This window comes from Aquimarina sp. ERC-38, assembly GCF_026222555.1.
GTDB lineage: Bacteria > Bacteroidota > Bacteroidia > Flavobacteriales > Flavobacteriaceae > Aquimarina.
This window is the reverse complement of record NZ_CP098511.1, coordinates 1,134,421-1,152,133: the sequence shown is the minus strand read 5'-3', so window position 1 is coordinate 1,152,133 and position 17,713 is coordinate 1,134,421. Positions and strand designations below refer to the sequence as shown.

Annotated in this window: 17 protein-coding genes; 6 read left to right on the top strand and 11 right to left on the bottom strand. The window is 34.9% G+C overall.

Annotated features, from left to right (window positions below; genetic code table 11):
- Positions 1 to 31: 31 nt before the first annotated feature.
- The 5 genes from NBT05_RS04960 (at position 32) to NBT05_RS04940 (ending at position 5,723) form a co-directional block, all read left to right on the top strand.
- A complete protein-coding gene (locus tag NBT05_RS04960) occupies positions 32 to 2,881 on the top strand; it encodes a TonB-dependent receptor (RefSeq protein ID WP_265772347.1) in 2,850 nt (949 codons plus the stop codon).
- A gap of 10 nt (positions 2,882 to 2,891) precedes the next feature.
- Positions 2,892 to 4,295: a DUF5689 domain-containing protein gene (locus NBT05_RS04955; RefSeq protein ID WP_265772345.1), complete on the top strand. Its 1,404-nt coding sequence runs from the start codon at positions 2,892 to 2,894 to the stop codon at positions 4,293 to 4,295.
- Between the two features lie 77 nt (positions 4,296 to 4,372).
- Positions 4,373 to 4,618 (top strand): hypothetical protein, encoded by a 246-nt coding sequence (locus NBT05_RS04950; protein ID WP_265772344.1) that lies wholly within the window; start codon positions 4,373 to 4,375, stop codon positions 4,616 to 4,618.
- Positions 4,603 to 4,884: a type II toxin-antitoxin system RelE/ParE family toxin gene (locus tag NBT05_RS04945; RefSeq protein WP_265772343.1), complete on the top strand. Its 282-nt coding sequence runs from the start codon at positions 4,603 to 4,605 to the stop codon at positions 4,882 to 4,884. The genes NBT05_RS04950 and NBT05_RS04945 overlap by 16 nt, the downstream gene beginning before the upstream one ends.
- 71 nt (positions 4,885 to 4,955) lie before the next feature.
- Complete coding sequence (locus NBT05_RS04940; protein WP_265770084.1) at positions 4,956 to 5,723, top strand: IS5 family transposase; 768 nt, start codon at positions 4,956 to 4,958, stop codon at positions 5,721 to 5,723.
- Between the two features lie 338 nt (positions 5,724 to 6,061).
- On the opposite strand, the gene NBT05_RS04935 is transcribed toward NBT05_RS04940, so the two are convergent.
- Entirely contained in the window at positions 6,062 to 7,030 is a 969-nt protein-coding gene (locus NBT05_RS04935) for an endonuclease (RefSeq protein ID WP_265772342.1), read from the bottom strand.
- A gap of 154 nt (positions 7,031 to 7,184) precedes the next feature.
- Here NBT05_RS04935 and hflX point away from each other — a divergent pair, with 154 nt between their 5' ends.
- Positions 7,185 to 8,393 (top strand): GTPase HflX, encoded by a 1,209-nt coding sequence (gene hflX, locus NBT05_RS04930; protein ID WP_265772341.1) that lies wholly within the window; start codon positions 7,185 to 7,187, stop codon positions 8,391 to 8,393.
- A 254-nt stretch (positions 8,394 to 8,647) separates the two neighbouring features.
- On the opposite strand, the gene NBT05_RS04925 is transcribed toward hflX, so the two are convergent.
- From NBT05_RS04925 to NBT05_RS04880, 10 genes are all read right to left on the bottom strand, one after another.
- On the bottom strand, positions 8,648 to 9,670 hold the full coding sequence (locus tag NBT05_RS04925) for a DUF3078 domain-containing protein (protein ID WP_265772340.1): 1,023 nt from the start codon (positions 9,668 to 9,670) through the stop codon (positions 8,648 to 8,650).
- A gap of 156 nt (positions 9,671 to 9,826) precedes the next feature.
- The gene (locus tag NBT05_RS04920) at positions 9,827 to 10,780 is read right to left on the bottom strand and encodes a DUF3078 domain-containing protein (RefSeq protein ID WP_265772339.1); all 954 of its coding nucleotides are present in this window, start codon (positions 10,778 to 10,780) and stop codon (positions 9,827 to 9,829) included.
- A 161-nt stretch (positions 10,781 to 10,941) separates the two neighbouring features.
- The gene (locus NBT05_RS04915; RefSeq protein ID WP_265772338.1) at positions 10,942 to 11,454 is read right to left on the bottom strand and encodes a DUF2480 family protein; all 513 of its coding nucleotides are present in this window, start codon (positions 11,452 to 11,454) and stop codon (positions 10,942 to 10,944) included.
- Positions 11,455 to 11,768: 314 nt separating this feature from the next.
- Positions 11,769 to 12,095 (bottom strand): SUF system Fe-S cluster assembly protein, encoded by a 327-nt coding sequence (locus NBT05_RS04910; RefSeq protein WP_265772337.1) that lies wholly within the window; start codon positions 12,093 to 12,095, stop codon positions 11,769 to 11,771.
- A 12-nt stretch (positions 12,096 to 12,107) separates the two neighbouring features.
- Positions 12,108 to 12,533, bottom strand: a complete 426-nt coding sequence (locus NBT05_RS04905; RefSeq protein WP_265772336.1) for a SufE family protein — start codon at positions 12,531 to 12,533, stop codon at positions 12,108 to 12,110.
- Between the two features lie 39 nt (positions 12,534 to 12,572).
- Positions 12,573 to 13,280, bottom strand: a complete 708-nt coding sequence (locus NBT05_RS04900) for a DUF4377 domain-containing protein (protein ID WP_265772334.1) — start codon at positions 13,278 to 13,280, stop codon at positions 12,573 to 12,575.
- Between the two features lie 170 nt (positions 13,281 to 13,450).
- The gene (locus NBT05_RS04895; RefSeq protein WP_322874208.1) at positions 13,451 to 14,665 is read right to left on the bottom strand and encodes a cysteine desulfurase; all 1,215 of its coding nucleotides are present in this window, start codon (positions 14,663 to 14,665) and stop codon (positions 13,451 to 13,453) included.
- A gap of 223 nt (positions 14,666 to 14,888) precedes the next feature.
- Positions 14,889 to 16,202, bottom strand: a complete 1,314-nt coding sequence (sufD, locus tag NBT05_RS04890; protein ID WP_265772333.1) for a Fe-S cluster assembly protein SufD — start codon at positions 16,200 to 16,202, stop codon at positions 14,889 to 14,891.
- Positions 16,203 to 16,461: 259 nt separating this feature from the next.
- Complete coding sequence (sufC, locus tag NBT05_RS04885; RefSeq protein WP_265772332.1) at positions 16,462 to 17,214, bottom strand: Fe-S cluster assembly ATPase SufC; 753 nt, start codon at positions 17,212 to 17,214, stop codon at positions 16,462 to 16,464.
- 38 nt (positions 17,215 to 17,252) lie between these two features.
- Entirely contained in the window at positions 17,253 to 17,690 is a 438-nt protein-coding gene (locus tag NBT05_RS04880; protein WP_265772331.1) for a hypothetical protein, read from the bottom strand.
- Positions 17,691 to 17,713 lie beyond the last annotated feature (23 nt).

Genomic DNA, 17,713 nt, shown 5'->3' with positions numbered 1-17,713 from the left:
AAAGTATTCTTAAAATTGGGCAGTATGGAATATGAATACTTATTTCTTTATTGCACTTTTTACCGTTAGCTTCGGTATAGCACAACAATTTGAAGAGTCACAAGCTTTATACGGAACAGTACTCAATCAAACCACACAATTACCTATTAAAAATGTAGAGGTAGTCGTAAAAGGTACTGATTTACAAACGCTAACAGATACGAATGGCAATTTTTTATTGACCTTTTCTAGCCAACTGTTTGGACAACATATTCTATTGGTCAAAAAACCTGGTTTTTTGACTAAAAAATACCCCCTAGTTTTTACGAATGCACCTATTGCGTTATCTCAAATCTATTTACAGTCAGACTCAACATTAGCACAAAATGATAATGGTTTAATTATTTTGACCGATGATGCTATTGAAAACGAGGAAAACGATATTTCCTATTTTAACGGCGGTCTTTTACAATCTTCCCAAGATGTGTTTAGCCGGGCTGCCGCATATGACTTTAGTAGTGCTTTCTTTCGTCCTAGGGGACTAGATGCTGGTTACCATACACTTAGCTTTAATGGTGTTATTATGACTAAAATTTATGATAATCGACCACAATGGAGCGCTTGGGGAGGTATCAATGATGTTTTACGCAATCAGCATAATCAGCTAGGATTAAGTACCGCTGAAAATCATCCTGGAAATTTAGCCGGAATTACTACCATCAATTTATCTCCTTCACAACTTAGAGAAGGAGGGCGGGTATCGTATGCCTCTTCAAACAGAACTTATCGTAATAGAATTATGGGAACCTATGTTTCCGGATTATCTGCTTCCGGATGGGCCTATGCATTTACCATATCCAAAAGATTTGCGGAACAAGGGTTTGTAGAAGGTACTCCTTATGATGCGAATGCTGTTTTTGCTTCGGTAGAAAATCAGTGGAAAAATAAACATAGTTTACAATTAGCAACCTGGTATACTCCAAATAGCAGAGGTCGTAGTAGTGCACTCACTAAAGAAGTGTTTGATCTTAAAGGAAATACCTATAATCCCAACTGGGGATTCTTTAATGGTGAAATTAAAAATTCAAAAACCAGGAGTATTGAAGAACCTAGTATTTTTTTAACTTATAACTACGAAGCAAAGCACAAGCTACAACTACAATCTACGGTAGCATTAAGAAAAGGAATTCAAAAAGACTCTCGAATCGATAATACCGGGGTAAACCTAATCACTACCGATGATCAAAATTTTGTAGTGGGAGGAAGCAGGTCAGTACATACCAATCCGGTGCATCAGGCTAATTTACCAAGTTTCTTCGGTAATACTTCAACCACCTTATTTAATGATCATCAGGTATTGCAGGCTCTAAATTTTTTTCAAAATAACGGACAAGTTAATTGGGATAAAATCATAGAAACTAATCAATTGCAGGCGCAAAAGAATAACAATGCTATCTATGTTTTATATAATGATCAAAAAGAAGACTTACAACTTGATATAAATTCAAATTTTACCTATCAATTAAAAGATCATATCAGATTTTTAGGGGGATTGTCTTATGGCCGAGTGAAAAGCACCAATTTTGCTAAAGTTGAAAGCTTATTAGGGGGAAACCCATACTTAGACCTAAATGTTTTTGCTTTAGATGACAAGAATACTGACCAGGAAAATTTGTTGTCAAAAGCGCAAAGCGATCTACAAAATCAAAACAGAGTAGTTGGAGAAGGAGAACGGTTTAAATATCATTATGAACTACATGCAAGTCAATATAACTCTTTTTTACAGACTGAAATTCGCCTGGGAAAAATTGCTACATTCCTAGGAGCCAACTTTAATCAGACGGTTTACCGCCGTAACGGAATTTTTGAAAACGGGTATTTTCCGGGAGATCAATCCTTGGGTGAAAGCAAAAAAGTTTCTTTTTTCCACCCATCCTTTAAAGCTGGAATTGCTTATCAAATCAACGGGCGTCATTCGGTTCAGGTAAATGCCGGGTATTTACAACAAAAACCTACGGCACAGCAAACCTTTACTAATATTCGTAAAAGCAATCATATATTATCAGAAGTACAACCCGAGACAAATTTGGCTATGGAAGGTAGTTACTTTTTACAATCTCCATTAGTCAAATTACAATTGACCGGATATCATACGATTATAAAAGATGCAACTAAAAATAATTTCTATTTTACTGAAACTTTAGCTATCAAAGAACTAGCTGAAACCGCCGCTTTTGTACAAGAAAGTTTGACAAAAGTTCACAAAGTACATAGTGGATTAGAACTAGGCATCTCTTACCAAATAGTTCCTACCCTTACTTTAAAATCCGTTGCTGCTATCGGAAGTTTTACGTATCAGAACAATCCTGATCTTCAAGTCGCTATTGACCAGGGGAATTTTAAAGTAGGTAAAGTCTTTCTTAAAAATTACAAAATTGCCAGAGGACCTCAGGAAGCTTATCAGGTAGGTTTTGATTACAGAGACCCGAAATTTTGGTGGATAGGGATGACAACTAACTATTTTAGAAATTCTTTTGTAGCCCCAAGTGCTTTAAAAAGAACAACCAACTTTAATTTGGATCCGGTGTCGAATACTGTTTTTAATGATTATGAAGAAGCTACTACTAAATCCTTTTTACAACAAGAAAAATTACCGGATTACTGGACGGTAAATATGGTGGGAGGGAAGTCCTGGCGTATAAAGCAGTACTATTTAGGGTTTTTTCTAACAGTTTCTAATCTTTTAAACAAAAGCTACCGAAGTGGGGGTTATGAACAATCTCGGAGAGTGAGTTATAGAACCGCTTTAGAAGAGGCAAACCGTAAAACACCTCTCTTTGGTAACAAATACTTTTACGGGTATGGTAGTACCTATTTTGCCAACGTTTATGTTCGTTTTTAACAATCAAACTATGATTAAGAAATTACTTAATATTACACGAATTTTTATATTACTGCTACTAATAAGCAGATTACTTTCTTGTACGGATCAAACCGAATTTGAAATTCCACCTTTGGTCATTGAAGAACCTGTAATTGAAGGAGAAATTGTAGAAATTAAATCACTGCTCAGTTCGTTAGAACAAGAAGTGAATTTAGGAAATAGTGCGCTTACCTTTTCGGATTCTTCTTGGTATTTACAAGCTTACGTAATATCAGATGATGCTGCCGGTAACTTTTTTGAAGAATTATATGTTCAGAGTACACCTGCCAATCCCAACGCTGGGTTGCGTATTCTGATTGATGATAGTCCTCTATATATTTCGTATGAAAAAGGAAGGAAAATTTACATCAAATTAAATAACCTTTCCTTAGGTATAGAAAATGGAATACCCACTTTGGGAATTTTAGAAAATAACCGAATTAACAAAATCTCACAGTTTTTAAAAGAAGAAATTATCATACGCTCCTCAAAAGTTGGGCTTATTGAACCTAAAACTATTCAAATAGAGGATTTTGATAAGAATCCGTTATGTACTTTTATTCAATTAGAAAATGTACAATTTAATCGAAAACAAGTAAGGTCAGACCATATCTTTACCTATGCTGCAGAAGCCAGAGATGAATTTAACGGAGAACGCATCCTGGAACATTGCGAGTCTGATAAAAAAACCATAGTTAGTTCCAGTACATTTTCAGATTTTAAGGCTTTGACCCTTCCAACAAAGAAAGGTTCTGTTATCGGAATTTTGACCCGAAACTTTTTTGGGGAAGTTTATAATATAAAAATTAATACCCCTACCGACCTACATTTATCCGATGAAAACCGATGTGACCCGGATGTATTGATTTGTCCCGATAGTAGCGTAGCAAAAAATGTTTTATACGAAGAAAATTTCACTAAAAAATCGATAGACAGCTTGCTAAAAGAAGGTTGGTTAAATAGAAATATTAAAGATGGCAAATTAGCATATGATACCGGTTCGTTTAGCGGTAATTCTTATTTAGAAATATCAGGTTTTAACTCAAAAGAAACGGATTTTGAAGTTTGGGCGGTAACTCCTGAAATTAATTTGGAAGGCACTACAAACGCATATATTATATTGGATATACAAGCTAGTTTTGATAACGGAAATATTCTGACACCTTATATTACAACTCAATTTACCGGTGACATTACCACTACACAATGGACCTTGTTGGATGCCGTCATTCCCGATGGAAACCCGGAAGGTTTTGGAACATTTGAATCGGTAGGTCCCATTTCAATTTCCTGTTTGACTGGTAAAATACAAATTGCATTTGTCTATAAGGGGTCTGACCCCGAAGCCACCACCCGTTATCATATAGATAACCTAAAGGTTTTAGTAGATTGATCAGGAATTCCGCTTACTGCGCTCTTTTACCTTTTTAAGAAATTAAGTATCTTTGAGAGAGCTTAAAATAAAAAACTATGGATGTTCAGGCAGATATTAAATGGATTCAAAATGAATTGAACGATGTAAAAGACCCATTGCTTATAGAAGCATTTAAAAACTTGCTTACCTATAGAAGAACTACCAAAACAACTGATGAAGATAGGATCAGCATTGAACAGTATAATCAGGAACTGGATGTATCAATATCTCAAATTGATAAAGGGGAATTTTATACGAGTGAAGAAATGAAAGAACGCATAAGTCAATGGGGAAAAGGGTAATCTGGACACATCAGGCAGATAAAGATTTAAGCGAATTATATCTAGAGTTACTAGAAAGGTCGAAGTCTGTTAAAACCACTATAAGAGTGATGACAGAAGTATTCGAATCTTCTTTTATTTTAGAAAACAACTCAGAAATTTTTAAGTTAGATCCACTTAAATCTAATAATGATGGTACAATCCGTTTCTATGAGAAACATAGCTACCGAATATCTTATAAAATTGAAAGAGAAGCGGTATATGTTATTAGAGCATGTTTAAACTAAATTTTCGGATAATTTTTTTGTTAAAAAGCTGGATAGTCTAAACTTTGTAGTTGACTAAAACAACAATGTTTATGCAATCTAAATATAACAGATTAACTACCCAGCAATGGGAATATATGGAATTATTTTTACCTAAGAAAACCCGGGGGCATTATAAACTACGGGATATTGTAGACGCTATTTTATGGCAACTCCGTACAGGTACTCAGTGGCGTAACCTCCCGGATAGTTTTCCAAAATGGCAAAGTGTATACTATTACTTTCGCAAATGGCAAAAAGATGGGACACAAGAGAGATTAAATATTGAGCTTAACAAAATGGAGCGGAACCGACAAGGGAAAGAACCAACACCTAGCTTGTTATCCATTGATAGTCAATCCATAAAGTCCGGTCCTTTTACAAGTATGTCAAAAGGGGTTGACGGTAATAAAAAGGTAAATGGCCGTAAACGTCACGTAATTACTGATACGTTAGGTTTAGTTTGGGGGGTTGTTGTAGGGGCTGCCAATGAAGCTGATGGGGTAGTAGCCAACAAAGTTGTGGAACCTTTATTAGGGTACCTGGATAGGATGGAAAAAATAGTAGCTGATCATGCCTACAAAACAATATTTAAGAGGTGGGCTGAAGAAAATGTAATTGGACTTGAGGTAAAGATATCATCAACTCCCCCATCCACAAAAGGTTTTGTTCCCTTGAAGTGGAGATGGGTAACTGAAAGGACTTTCGGTATCTTCAACTTCTTCAGAAGACTCGATAAAGACTATGAAAAAACGAAGGAAAGTCAAGAATCTTGGGTATTATGGCAGAATTGTCAAATCATTCTCAATAGAATAAGGTAATTTATAAGAATCTTATTTAAACATGCTCTTAAGGTAATTCACTCTAGAAGAAAGCCTCAATTTTACTAAAAAATAAATAAACCATTAGTGTTCGGTTAAGATAAATAAAAGTTTGAAAAGTATGGTAAAATAAGATAATTCCAAACTTTAAAGTATTTAGGAGCTGCTTATGGTAGTGTAAATAAAACTCGTTCTAAGTCACTTTTTTAAATGTAACTTGTTTTTAACGTAAATAATCTTAAAGTATTGGTTTTTAATATTATAATAATTAGTCTTGATTCTTGGTTCTAGAAGCGATAGCGATCTTGAATCTTTACTGTACACTAATATGAATAAACCTAATTCAACTTTAACTGTACATACACAGGAAAATGATCACTATATCCGCCTTGCCAGTCATCACCTACGTAAGTTCTGAAAGGAACGCCTTTGTATCTTCCTTCATACACCTTTAAGAAATCCGCATCAAACACATCTGCTTTAGCAAAAGAAAGCTTATTCTTTTCAAAACGGTGGAAATTATTACTGATAATAATTTGATCAAAATGATTCCAGTTTTTCCGATAACTTAGAGATCCGCGATATCGGGAATGTATTTTTTCCATAGGATTGTAAAAATCATCCTGTACCAGGTGTTCACGTACACTTTGATCTTTAGGATCATCGTTAAAGTCGCCCATAATGATAATCTTAGCTTCCAGTTCGGTTTCTCGGATGTTGGTAATAACCTCTCGATTCTTGATAGCCGCGGCTATTCTTTTATGCTGGGTAGAAGCACTTCCGTCCCGGCGAGAAGGCCAGTGATTGACTAGTATATGTACCTTCTCATTGTGTAAATTACCAGTTACATATAAAATATCACGTGTGTAATCCCTTACTTCAGGTTCATCTTCTACGTAAACAGAGATAGGTTCTGAGGATAAAACTTCAAAATGTTTGGGTTGGTAAAGTAGCGCAACGTCAATGCCTCTTTCATCTGGGGAGTTGTAGTGTATAAATTTATATTTTTCTTTCTTTAGAGATTTTACAGCGACCAGGTCTTTTAGTACTTTTTTATTCTCGACTTCAGCCACTCCGACTAGTACTGGAGATGTTCCGGCAGATGCAACACCAATTTTGGGAATAACTGTCGCTAACTTAAATAGCTTACTTTCATATTTTTTTAGGTTCCATTCGCGATCGCTGTTGGGTAAAAAATTTTCGTCTAGGGTATGCGGATCGTCAATGGTATCAAATAAATTTTCGAGGTTGTAAAATGCTATGGTAGTTATAGAAGAAGGCTGCCGGCGTGCAAAACGGTTATTCATATACAAATTAAGTTCACTCAATACCCAAATGTACAAATAAGTATAAAGAAAGTGAATAGAAGCACAATACCTTTACGATAAACCTGTAATTTTGTAGATACCCGTTTGTTTTTAATGTTTTAAAAAAAGAAGGGCTTAAGTTCAAAACAATACTATGTTAGAAAGTAAAAGTATCGCTTATGAAAAAGCGGTTTTGATTGGAATTATTACTAAGCATCAGGATGAAGATAAGTTAGTTGAATTTTTAAACGAACTTGAATTTTTAACCTATACCGCCGGGGGCGAAGTGGTCAAACGCTTTACCCAAAAAATGGAGATGCCTAATCCCAAAACTTTTATTGGAAGTGGAAAAATGGAAGAAGTAAAAGCTTTTGTAGAGCAAAATGATATTGGAACGGTAGTATTTGATGATGAATTAACCCCCGCACAATTACGAAATATAGAGCGAACACTTAAAGCTAAAATCATTGACCGAACCAATTTGATATTGGATATTTTTGCCCAGCGGGCGCAAACCAGTTATGCCCGAACCCAGGTGGAACTGGCGCAGTACCAATATTTACTTCCTAGGTTAACCGGGTTATGGACGCATTTAGAAAGACAACGTGGAGGTATTGGTATGCGCGGACCGGGAGAAACTGAAATTGAAACAGATCGTCGGATCGTTCGCGACCGGATTTCTTTGTTAAAGAAGAAATTAAAAACGATTGATAAACAAATGGCTACCCAAAGAAGTAACCGGGGTCAATTGGTACGCGTAGCCTTAGTAGGGTACACGAATGTTGGGAAATCTACTTTAATGAACGTATTAGCAAAAAGTGAGGTTTTTGCTGAAAATAAATTATTTGCTACCCTGGATACCACCGTTCGTAAAGTAGTGATTGGTAATTTACCCTTCTTATTAAGTGATACCGTAGGATTTATTAGAAAATTACCCACGCAATTGGTTGAAAGTTTTAAAAGTACGCTGGATGAAGTTCGGGAAGCCGATTTGCTATTGCATGTAGTAGATATATCACATCCGCAGTTTGAAGACCATATTGAATCCGTACATCAGGTTTTAAACGAAATCAAAAGCGCGGATAAATCTACCATTATGGTGTTTAATAAAATTGATGCCTATACCTACGAAACTATTGAAGAAGATGACCTGGTAACCGAACGGACTAAACTGCACTATACACTCGAAGAATGGAAACAAACCTGGATGTCCAGAATAGGGGATAATGCCTTATTTATTTCGGCTTTAAACAAAGAAAACCTCAGTGATTTTAAAGAAAGAGTGTATAAAGAGATTCGGGAAATACATGTTACCCGTTTTCCTTACAACAAGTTTTTATACCCGGAAGTATCTGAAGAGTAGTTTCGCTTTTTAAGAATCTTAGAACCTAAGATGCAAAGAATCAGAGATAGACATTTTATATGTGTATTAGTGATTAAAAAAACCGCTTTACAAAGCTAAATATGTTTGAGAAATTGAATTACTAAATTACGAAGAAACAAAGGTTACAGAGTTGCAAAGAAACAAAGTTGCAAAGAAATGCAGATTCAAAGATTAAAAATGTAGAGAACATCAATTCCATTAAGACTAAATTTGAAAATGTACAAATTTAGTCTTTAAAAATCATATTTTAACCCTAACCCTAGGACTTCCCGTATTTGAAAAGCACTGGTAGCATTGTCGTCATAAATAGATTGAAAGACAAAACTACCGGAAATATATTTATTTACTTTTAAATCAATATTTAAGGTATAATCCATATCAATATTAAAAGGTTCTTCTATATAGTTAGAATATAAATTCAGTAGCTGCTCTACTGAAATGTTTTTAATCAGATCCAACTTTAAATAACCTGCAAAAGATCCCCCAAATTCAAACCGACGACTCTCCCCGGCATCTACCCCAAAGTAATCGCCATCTTCGTATCCTTCAATGGTAGTAAATTGGTCGTCTACAAAAATAAGTCGGGAAGTTACCGGAGCCAGGTTAATATTAAAATTATCACTTTTTTTCCATAAAATACCCGGTCCAATTTGTATAAATGCCGGAGAGAAAAAGCGTGTTTCTTCGGTACGGGTGGTTTCTTCGGTATCCGGATCTTTCCCGAATCGAAACCCTTTGTCAAATTGAGACCGAAAATTAATAAAAAGGGAATAGTTCCAAAAACTTTTTCCAATTTGTTGTCCGATACGGGTATTCAATTCAATGCGGTCGTTGGTTTTACGGGAGAACTCTTCATCTTTTAAAAAGGTAACCCCGTAATCCCCAAGAATACGGTTATCCCAGGTAAAGCTATTCTTCTTGAAATTATAGTCGTAGTTTAAAGAGATGTTTCCGGCAACATTGGATGTACCCCCTCCCTGCCAGTCAAAATTAAAAGCAGATTGGTTTAGCTGAAAAGAAAACCTTCCTTTGCCCATCCATCCTTCAATTGGCTTCTTTTCAACTTTTGGATTTAATTTTTTAAGGGCTTTCTTTAACACCCGAATATTAAGTTCTTTGGTATGTTTAGCAAGCAAGCTATCTAATCTTCTTTCCAGTTTAATTTGAATGGAATCCAACTGTATAATTTCTTTTTTTTCCTGACTGATACCTTGCTGAAAAGCAATTGCACAACAAAAGAAAAAAATAAACCTCATACTTCGTAACCTAATTCCGCAGAAGGGCAAAGATAAAATTTTTTAAAAAAGGAAGGTTATGGATTATAAAAAAGCTCAGCTTACTCTTATCTGAATGTGTAGAGATAAGAACAAACTGAGCTAATTCTTTTAGTCAGACTAAGTGAGAGTGAAAAATTAGAAAGCGTAACTTAAACCAATATTCCAATAAGTCTGTAAATCGTTATCTACATCTTCTAATTCAATAAGAGGTACCCCGTCAGCAAGATTCATATTTACAAAATTAAGAGCTTCCTGCTTATTATTACGTAACCCAAAATCAAACCCAACCCCTAAAGCTTTCCATAAGGTATAGCTAAAAGAGTTTGTCCACGTCCAGTTACTAAAATCACTATCTTTATAACTTAAGAAAGCAGAAATATTTGATTTAAAGTTGATATTTCCAATTTTACGGGTATAATCCGCAACTATTTTTGAACCCAAAGAAGATTCAAATTGTGCATCACCATCGCTAAATACAAAATTGTAGTTTAACGGATGTACTACCACTACAAGATCCGTGATAGGCGTCCACGTAAAACCTACCCCAATATCAAAATATCCCGGATTATTGAAGTTGCTTAATACGGTAGTTCTATATTCTGCAAGGGTAGATACGGCCAATTTTTCACTTAATTTATAACCAAATAAGGAGGTTAGCGTAAATACATCTACAGCTTCTCTAAAATCACCATCCGGATCACCATCTTCGTCGTTATCATTACTTTCATCATCTAATTTTATCCACTGAAAATTTGCAATTAAACTATTTTTCCAGAAATAGGCATCCTCCTGTAAATTTGCAAATCCATTTAATGAAATGGCAATATTACCTGATTTATTATTAGGAATACCCTGTGCATACCAGTTATCAAATTCGGAGAGACTAAGTCCTACAGTACCAAAGGCACCAATTTTCCAACCGGGTAAAGCATCTATTTGTGCTTGTATTTTATCAGCTCGACCGGTGATAGCATTAATAGAATCTTTTTTTTGTTTAAGTGCAGCTTTTAGTTCTTCTTCTGTTTGCGCATTTACCGAAACGGCAGTTACCATTAAAAATAAAAATGCATAGTAACATCTTTTAAGCATAATTCTAATTTTGGTTAATTATTTAATTTGCGTATTTAGAAATGCGATAAATTTAATTTTCGCATTTCGGGAATAAAGATATTGTAATTCCTGTATAAAAACAGAAAAATGTTAATTTTTAGAATGAAATAACAGTTGTTTATTTAACTGCTTTTTTAGGGTTAACCTTTTAGTTTTTTATAGATAGGTACTGAAGAACAGGCTTCTCCATACATGATACTTTTAACAACAGGTTGTAGTTTTTCAATTAGAAAAAGATACGCATTATCTGGTACTGGCTTATTTACACAGCCTTTAATAATAACAAACTTATCTTTATAAATGGTTATATCTAAGTTATTAATTACCTCTTGATAAAGTAGAATATCTAATAGTTGATAAGAACCATGAATGGCTTTTAAAGCAAAAGGTGCTACTTTGCTCATAAGTAAAGGGTAAACCCAACCTGGTATGATGGCTTCTACAGAACAGGTAAATACCACATAGCAATCCAGGTATTGTTCCCAATTATGGTTGTTTACATAATCCCTGAATTCTTTTTCACGAACTACTAATTCTTGAAATAGCCAGTCTTTAATATCGACTACAACCCGCTTTTGATTTGGGTAGTAGTCCTCAAGGTCGATGGTAACCAGATTGGTATTTTCTGCTACTTTATTTCGTATGGTTTCCATAGTAGTTGTAAGTTTTAAAAATAGTGATTACTGTTGGTTTTAATGGATCTATTATTAGGTTCAATAATATTAAAAATTTTAAGCTATCGTCTGTTTTGAAAAAGATTTAAGACGGGAAGCTTTAACAATAGGTCTAGTTTATAATTGCACTAATAGTAAATATAACCTAAGACATCTCTCTAAATCTCCCTTCAAAGGAAGACTTTTTAGCTCCTTTCCTTTTAAAGGAAGTGCCGGGAATAAAAGTTTTTAAAGAACATATTAATTGAAATCTTAAAAATCAGATAAATATTATTTATCATAATTACAAAAATTTATAACATTCCCAATTCCAGTTTTGCTTCTTCACTCATTAAATCCTGAGTCCAGGTAGGTTCAAAGGTAAGTTCTACTTCGACATCATTTACCGCATCCAGGGATTTTACTTTTTCACGTACTTCTTCAGGTAAAGATTCAGCTACGGGACAGTTAGGCGAAGTCAGTGTCATTAAAATTTTCACATCGTGATCTTCATTCACAAAAACATCATAAATCAATCCCAGTTCGTAAATATCTACTGGAATTTCCGGATCGTAAATGGTTTTAAGTACCCGGACAATTTTTTCTCCCAATTCGTTTGTATCAATTACAGTTTCGCTCATAGTTTGTAAAGCTTAAGATTTAATTTGGGTTTGGTAAGCAATGGCGTACATTTTAATCTGCTTGATCATACTTACTAATCCATTAGCTCGGGTAGGAGACAAGTGTTCTTTTAATCCGATATCGTCAATAAAATTGGTGTCGGCTTCTATAATTTCCTGAGGGGGCTGACCGGAAAATACCCGGATCAAAATAGCAATAATCCCTTTAGTAATAATTGCATCACTATCCGCAGTAAAGTCAAGCTTCTCGTCTTCTAGTTCAGCATGTACCCATACTTTACTCTGACAACCCTTTATAATATTATCTTCCGTTTTATATTTTTCATCAATTAATGGCAAGCTTTTACCAAGTTCGATCATATATTCATAGCGCTCCATCCAGTCATCAAACATACTAAATTCTTCTACGATCTCTTCCTGAGCTTCTTTAATACTCATCTCCTGTTTTTTACTACAAAAATACGATTTTTATATAGCTTATTCTTTATCTTTTGCTAAGGTTCTTAATTCATTAATTAAAGGTACTAACTGTTCCGGTGGATTATGTTCGTCAAAAGTTTGTGTGGTATACTGCTTACCGGAATGATATGCGGAAAGGGTAGTATGAAAACCTGCATCAGACTGATACTCAGTACTGGGGGGAGTAATCGTCTCCCAAGCCACAGGTTCCGATTGTATAAGCAATGTTTGTAAAGCCAACCAATTTATTTCGTTGATTGAAAGAGTATCTATTTGTTGATTTTCTTTTTTAGTAATACGCTTATTGCTAATACTAATTTCTTTAGTAAAACCACGGGTAAAGGCTTTATAGCTAATTTTTTCAGGTTGGTTTTCTTGAGAAAGAAGGTCTCCGCTAACCTTTTCTTTGGAAATAATTTTAATAAGTTGGTACCGTAAAGAAGAAGCATCTGCCATTGGATTTTCCACAGGAGTAATTTCTACTTCGATCGTATATTGATATCCTTCCTGAAAGTCAAATCCTTCTATTGTACTGTAGAATAAGTTCCATTCAGCATTTTGATTTTCTTTAATCTGCATACATTGTTGAGGACCTACTCCTTCACAATCGATAAGTTGGTGGTGAATGTATAGAGTAGTAATTTCCGATTGAACCTCGGTGGTTTGGTCTTCACAGGTATTGAGCGCGAAGAAAAGTAAGAAGGTTACTATTGGATAAAAGTGCATTTCTTAAAGATTAATAGAGGTTACAAGGTACGGGATTCTCTATTCTCATCCTAAATCCTTCCTAAAGGGAAGGACTCTTTGAAATTTTCACATTTGTATAATTGAACAAAACAGTGTTAGCTAGCATCTAGTTTCTAGTAGCAGAAGTGGTCTAGAATTTATGGATCAAGCTACAAAAGCATCCCTTTTGCTTTTTTAACAGCAGCTACTAATAAATCCACTTCTTCCTTTGTGTTATAAAAAGCAAAAGAAGCTCTTACCGTTCCTGGAATTTTATAAAAATCCATAATAGGTTGAGCACAATGATGTCCGGTTCGTACGGCGATACCCAGCTTGTCTACAATTGTTCCAATATCATACGGATGAATTCCCTTTATATTAAATGAAATTACAGAAGTCTTATTTTTTGCAGTTCCGTAAATTTTTAAACCTTCTATTTCCAGTAATTTTTTAGTAGCGTAGGTAAGCAATTCATGTTCGTAAGTGGCAATTTCATCAAATCCAATCGCGTTCATATAGTCTAGGGCAGCTCCAAAGGCGATGCCCCCACAAATGTTAGGTGTACCTGCTTCAAATTTATGGGGAAGCCCGGCGTAGGTAGTTTTTTCGAAAGTCACCTGGTCGATCATTTCGCCCCCGCCCTGGTAAGGGGGTAATTTGTTTAACCACTCTTCTTTTCCGTATAGCATTCCAACTCCTGTCGGACCACATAATTTATGGGCAGAAGCTACATAAAAATCAGCATCTAATGCCTGTACATCCGGTTTGATATGCGGACAAGATTGCGCGCCGTCAATCAAGACCACCGCTCCTTTTTGATGTGCTTTTTCAATAATAAATTCAATAGGATTAATGGTTCCTAATGCATTAGAAATATGATTGACAAATACCAGTTTGGCTTTATCGGAAAGTAATTCTTCATATACTTCCATCAGTAATTCCCCTTGCTCATTCATAGGAATTACCTTTAGGATGGCTCCGGTTCGTTCGCACAGCATTTGCCAGGGAACAATATTAGAATGATGTTCCATTGCCGAAACGATTACTTCATCCCCTTGAGATAATAAAGAAGTAAACCCGGTAGCCACAATATTAATACTATGTGTAGTTCCCGAGGTTAAGATAACTTCATAGCTATGTTTTACATTAAAATGTTCCTGTATTTTCTTTCGAGCCAGTTCATAAGCATCCGTAGCTTCTTGAGAAAGTGTATGTACACCCCGGTGGATGTTAGCATTGTAGTTGCTATAATAGTCCACAATGGTATCTATTACGGCCGTAGGAGTTTGCGAAGTAGCAGCATTATCCAGGTATACCAGGGGCTTTTCATTTACCTTTCTTTTTAAAATCGGAAAGTCCTCCCGTATTTTATATACATCCAGCATGTTCAATTCTTTTTGCAAAAATACACAGTAAAGTTTAGATGCCGGGTTTTAATTGGTGGGAAGTTGAAGTATAATTAATTACGTAAAAAAGTAAGTTTTGGTTTAAGCAAAATATTCGCTAAAATTAAGATGTGAATTATATAAAAGTATATGGTAATCAACTTTCTAGTATCTTCTACTAAATCTATTTAAATCTTCAACCCCCTTAAAATTAAAAACACCACTACAAATCAAAACCAAGGTTTACCCCCAACTTTTCAGCAATAATTTTATTAATACGGGTTTTGAGTTGTGGAATTTTAACGGTTTCTAAAACACTATTAGCAAATGCGTACATTAACAACGCACGTGATTCCTTTTCACCAATCCCACGGGTTCGCATATAGAATAAAGCATTGTCGTCTAATTGCCCAATCGTGCAACCATGGGAACACTTTACATCATCAGCAAAAATTTCCAGTTGTGGTTTTGAATTAACCGTAGCCTGGTCACTTAATAGCACATTATTATTAGATTGAAAAGCGTTTGTTTTCTGGGCTTTTTTATCTACAATAATTTTTCCGTTAAAAACACCTACTGATTTTTCATCAAAAATACCTTTATAATCCTGGTGGCTTTCGCAATTTGGTTCTTGGTGGTGTACCAGCGTATTATGGTCTACATGTTGTTTTCCTTCCAGGATAGTAACTCCGTTTAAAATGGAATCAATACGCTCACCGTTTTGATAAAAATTCAGGTTATTACGCGTTACTTTTCCTCCAAAGGCAAAAGTGTGTACAGAAGCATTACTTTGACTTTCTTGTGAGATATAGGTATTATCAATCAGCGAAGCGTTTTCCTGGTCATTTTGAATCTTATAATAATCAACAATTGCCCGCTTATCAGCAAAAATTTCAGTTACTGAATTGGTAAGTACTGGATTAGAAGTCAAGCTTTGATGTCGCTCAATAATTTGTACTTGCGAATTTTCTTCTACTACAATAAGGTTACGCGGTTGTAATAAAAGCGTAGATTCTTTTCCGGTAGAAAAATGGATTATCTGAATCGGTTTATTTGCCGCTTTATTCTTTGGAATATAAATATAAGCACCTTCCCTTGCAAAAGCAGTATTTAAAGAAGTAAGGCTGTCTTCCTTCGCTATTTTATTAAAATAATTCTCAATAACAGGCTTGTACTTATCAAAATTTAGAGCGGAAGACATTAAACATACATCTATCTGATCATGTGTAGTTTCAGACAAATGCGAAGAGTAGATTCCGTCAATAAATACAATTTTATAAGAATCAATATCCGATAAAAAGTATTCTTTTACATCTTTAAATTCCAGCGTACTTTCCCCCTTAGGGAAAACCGTATAATCATGTTTTAGCACTGCGTTTAAAGAAGTGTATTTCCAGGCTTCTTCTCTTTTAGTAGGGAAGCCTTTTTCTTCAAAAACTTTAAAAGCATTACTGCGTATATCGTGTATTGCCGTATTGACGTTAACAGTATCTTCAAAAACCATGAAGGAGGACTCCAGTTTCTCTTTTAATTCCATGTCTTTTCTCTAAATATCCCTTTTAAAGTATCCTATTAATTTAAGTGTTTAAATGCACCGCAGGTTCATAACATATATTATGAATTACCCTATGTCCATTTTAAAATAGACGCAATCTCCAAACTATCGTTCTAAGGATAAATAGGAGGGAAGCCTATACTTATTATTTTATCTACTTAATAAAGAAAGCAGTTACAATAATATACTATCAACTAAAAACAATCAACTGACAACTACCAACGATCAGCTAAAAACCAGTCTAAGCGTTTACCTCTTCTTTAATCCAGTCGTATCCTTTCTCTTCCAGTTCTAGAGCTAACTCCTTAGTTCCGGATTTAACAATACGTCCGTCATATAGCACATGAACAAAATCAGGTACAATATAATCTAACAACCGCTGATAATGGGTAATAACAATTACAGCATTATCCGCACTTTTTAATTTATTAACCCCATTGGCTACAATTCGCAATGCATCGATATCTAGCCCGGAATCCGTTTCATCAAGTATTGCTAGTTTTGGATCTAGCATAGCCATTTGAAAAATTTCGTTACGCTTTTTCTCTCCACCTGAAAACCCTTCGTTTAAGGACCTAGATAAAAATTTACGATCGATTTCTAATAGTTCAGAAGTTGACCTAATTTTTTTTAACATCTCCTTTGCCGGCATTTCTTCCTGACCTCGGGCTTTTCTACTTTCATTTATAGCCGTTTTAATAAAATTGGTCACCGTAACTCCAGGAATCTCGACAGGATATTGAAAGGACAAGAAAATACCTTTATGCGCACGTTCTTCAGCTGCCAGTTCTTCTACATTTTCATTTTCTAAAAGGATTTGCCCGCGAGTAACTTCATATTCTTCTTTACCAGCAATAATATTTGCTAATGTACTTTTACCAGCTCCGTTAGGACCCATAATAGCGTGAACCTCTCCGGCATTTACACGTAATTGTAATCCCTTTAAAATTTTTTTACCTTCTACACTCGCATGTAAATCTTTAATTTCTAACATGTGTATCTCTAAATTAGTAGCTGAATTTTATAATACTATTATTCGTGATCATGCCCTTCATGATCTTCTTCATTTTCTTCCTCTAGTAGGACTTCACCTTCTTCTTCACCTCCGGAAGCATTAATTTTAGTAGGTAATTCTGAAGTAGGAGTATTTACCCCCAGGATTTCAGTAATTTCTACCACTTCTGGCCAACCTTCTTCAGTATTATCCTTGATTTTTCCATTAATGACAACCGGAACCATATCGTATTCTTCCCGTTGCATAGGTTTAATTTTTTCATTTAGTTCATGAGCTTTTTCATTAAGAACCACTCCGTAGATAAAATCTTCACCCTTAATTACCCCGGCATCATTAATTAAAATAAATTCACCCCGTATGAGCGTAGCTTCAGTATCATCAGCTCCTCCCTTTTTATCATTTTTACAGGATAGGATTAAAAAACTTACAAATAATAGAATTACGGATTTTTTCATTAAATAAAATTTGGTTAGCTGAA

What these genes read in the sequence shown, in the direction of transcription:
- NBT05_RS04960 (WP_265772347.1), top strand. Translation starts at nt 32, where the DNA reads ATGAATACTTATTTCTTTATTGCACTTTTTACCGTTAGCTTCGGTATA.
- NBT05_RS04955 (WP_265772345.1), top strand. Translation starts at nt 2,892, where the DNA reads ATGATTAAGAAATTACTTAATATTACACGAATTTTTATATTACTGCTA.
- NBT05_RS04950 (WP_265772344.1), top strand. Translation starts at nt 4,373, where the DNA reads ATGGATGTTCAGGCAGATATTAAATGGATTCAAAATGAATTGAACGAT.
- NBT05_RS04945 (WP_265772343.1), top strand. Translation starts at nt 4,603, where the DNA reads ATGGGGAAAAGGGTAATCTGGACACATCAGGCAGATAAAGATTTAAGC.
- NBT05_RS04940 (WP_265770084.1), top strand. Translation starts at nt 4,956, where the DNA reads ATGCAATCTAAATATAACAGATTAACTACCCAGCAATGGGAATATATG.
- NBT05_RS04935 (WP_265772342.1), bottom strand. Translation starts at nt 7,030, where the DNA reads ATGAATAACCGTTTTGCACGCCGGCAGCCTTCTTCTATAACTACCATA.
- hflX (WP_265772341.1), top strand. Translation starts at nt 7,185, where the DNA reads ATGTTAGAAAGTAAAAGTATCGCTTATGAAAAAGCGGTTTTGATTGGA.
- NBT05_RS04925 (WP_265772340.1), bottom strand. Translation starts at nt 9,670, where the DNA reads ATGAGGTTTATTTTTTTCTTTTGTTGTGCAATTGCTTTTCAGCAAGGT.
- NBT05_RS04920 (WP_265772339.1), bottom strand. Translation starts at nt 10,780, where the DNA reads ATGCTTAAAAGATGTTACTATGCATTTTTATTTTTAATGGTAACTGCC.
- NBT05_RS04915 (WP_265772338.1), bottom strand. Translation starts at nt 11,454, where the DNA reads ATGGAAACCATACGAAATAAAGTAGCAGAAAATACCAATCTGGTTACC.
- NBT05_RS04910 (WP_265772337.1), bottom strand. Translation starts at nt 12,095, where the DNA reads ATGAGCGAAACTGTAATTGATACAAACGAATTGGGAGAAAAAATTGTC.
- NBT05_RS04905 (WP_265772336.1), bottom strand. Translation starts at nt 12,533, where the DNA reads ATGAGTATTAAAGAAGCTCAGGAAGAGATCGTAGAAGAATTTAGTATG.
- NBT05_RS04900 (WP_265772334.1), bottom strand. Translation starts at nt 13,280, where the DNA reads ATGCACTTTTATCCAATAGTAACCTTCTTACTTTTCTTCGCGCTCAAT.
- NBT05_RS04895 (WP_322874208.1), bottom strand. Translation starts at nt 14,665, where the DNA reads ATGCTGGATGTATATAAAATACGGGAGGACTTTCCGATTTTAAAAAGA.
- sufD (WP_265772333.1), bottom strand. Translation starts at nt 16,202, where the DNA reads ATGGAATTAAAAGAGAAACTGGAGTCCTCCTTCATGGTTTTTGAAGAT.
- sufC (WP_265772332.1), bottom strand. Translation starts at nt 17,214, where the DNA reads ATGTTAGAAATTAAAGATTTACATGCGAGTGTAGAAGGTAAAAAAATT.
- NBT05_RS04880 (WP_265772331.1), bottom strand. Translation starts at nt 17,690, where the DNA reads ATGAAAAAATCCGTAATTCTATTATTTGTAAGTTTTTTAATCCTATCC.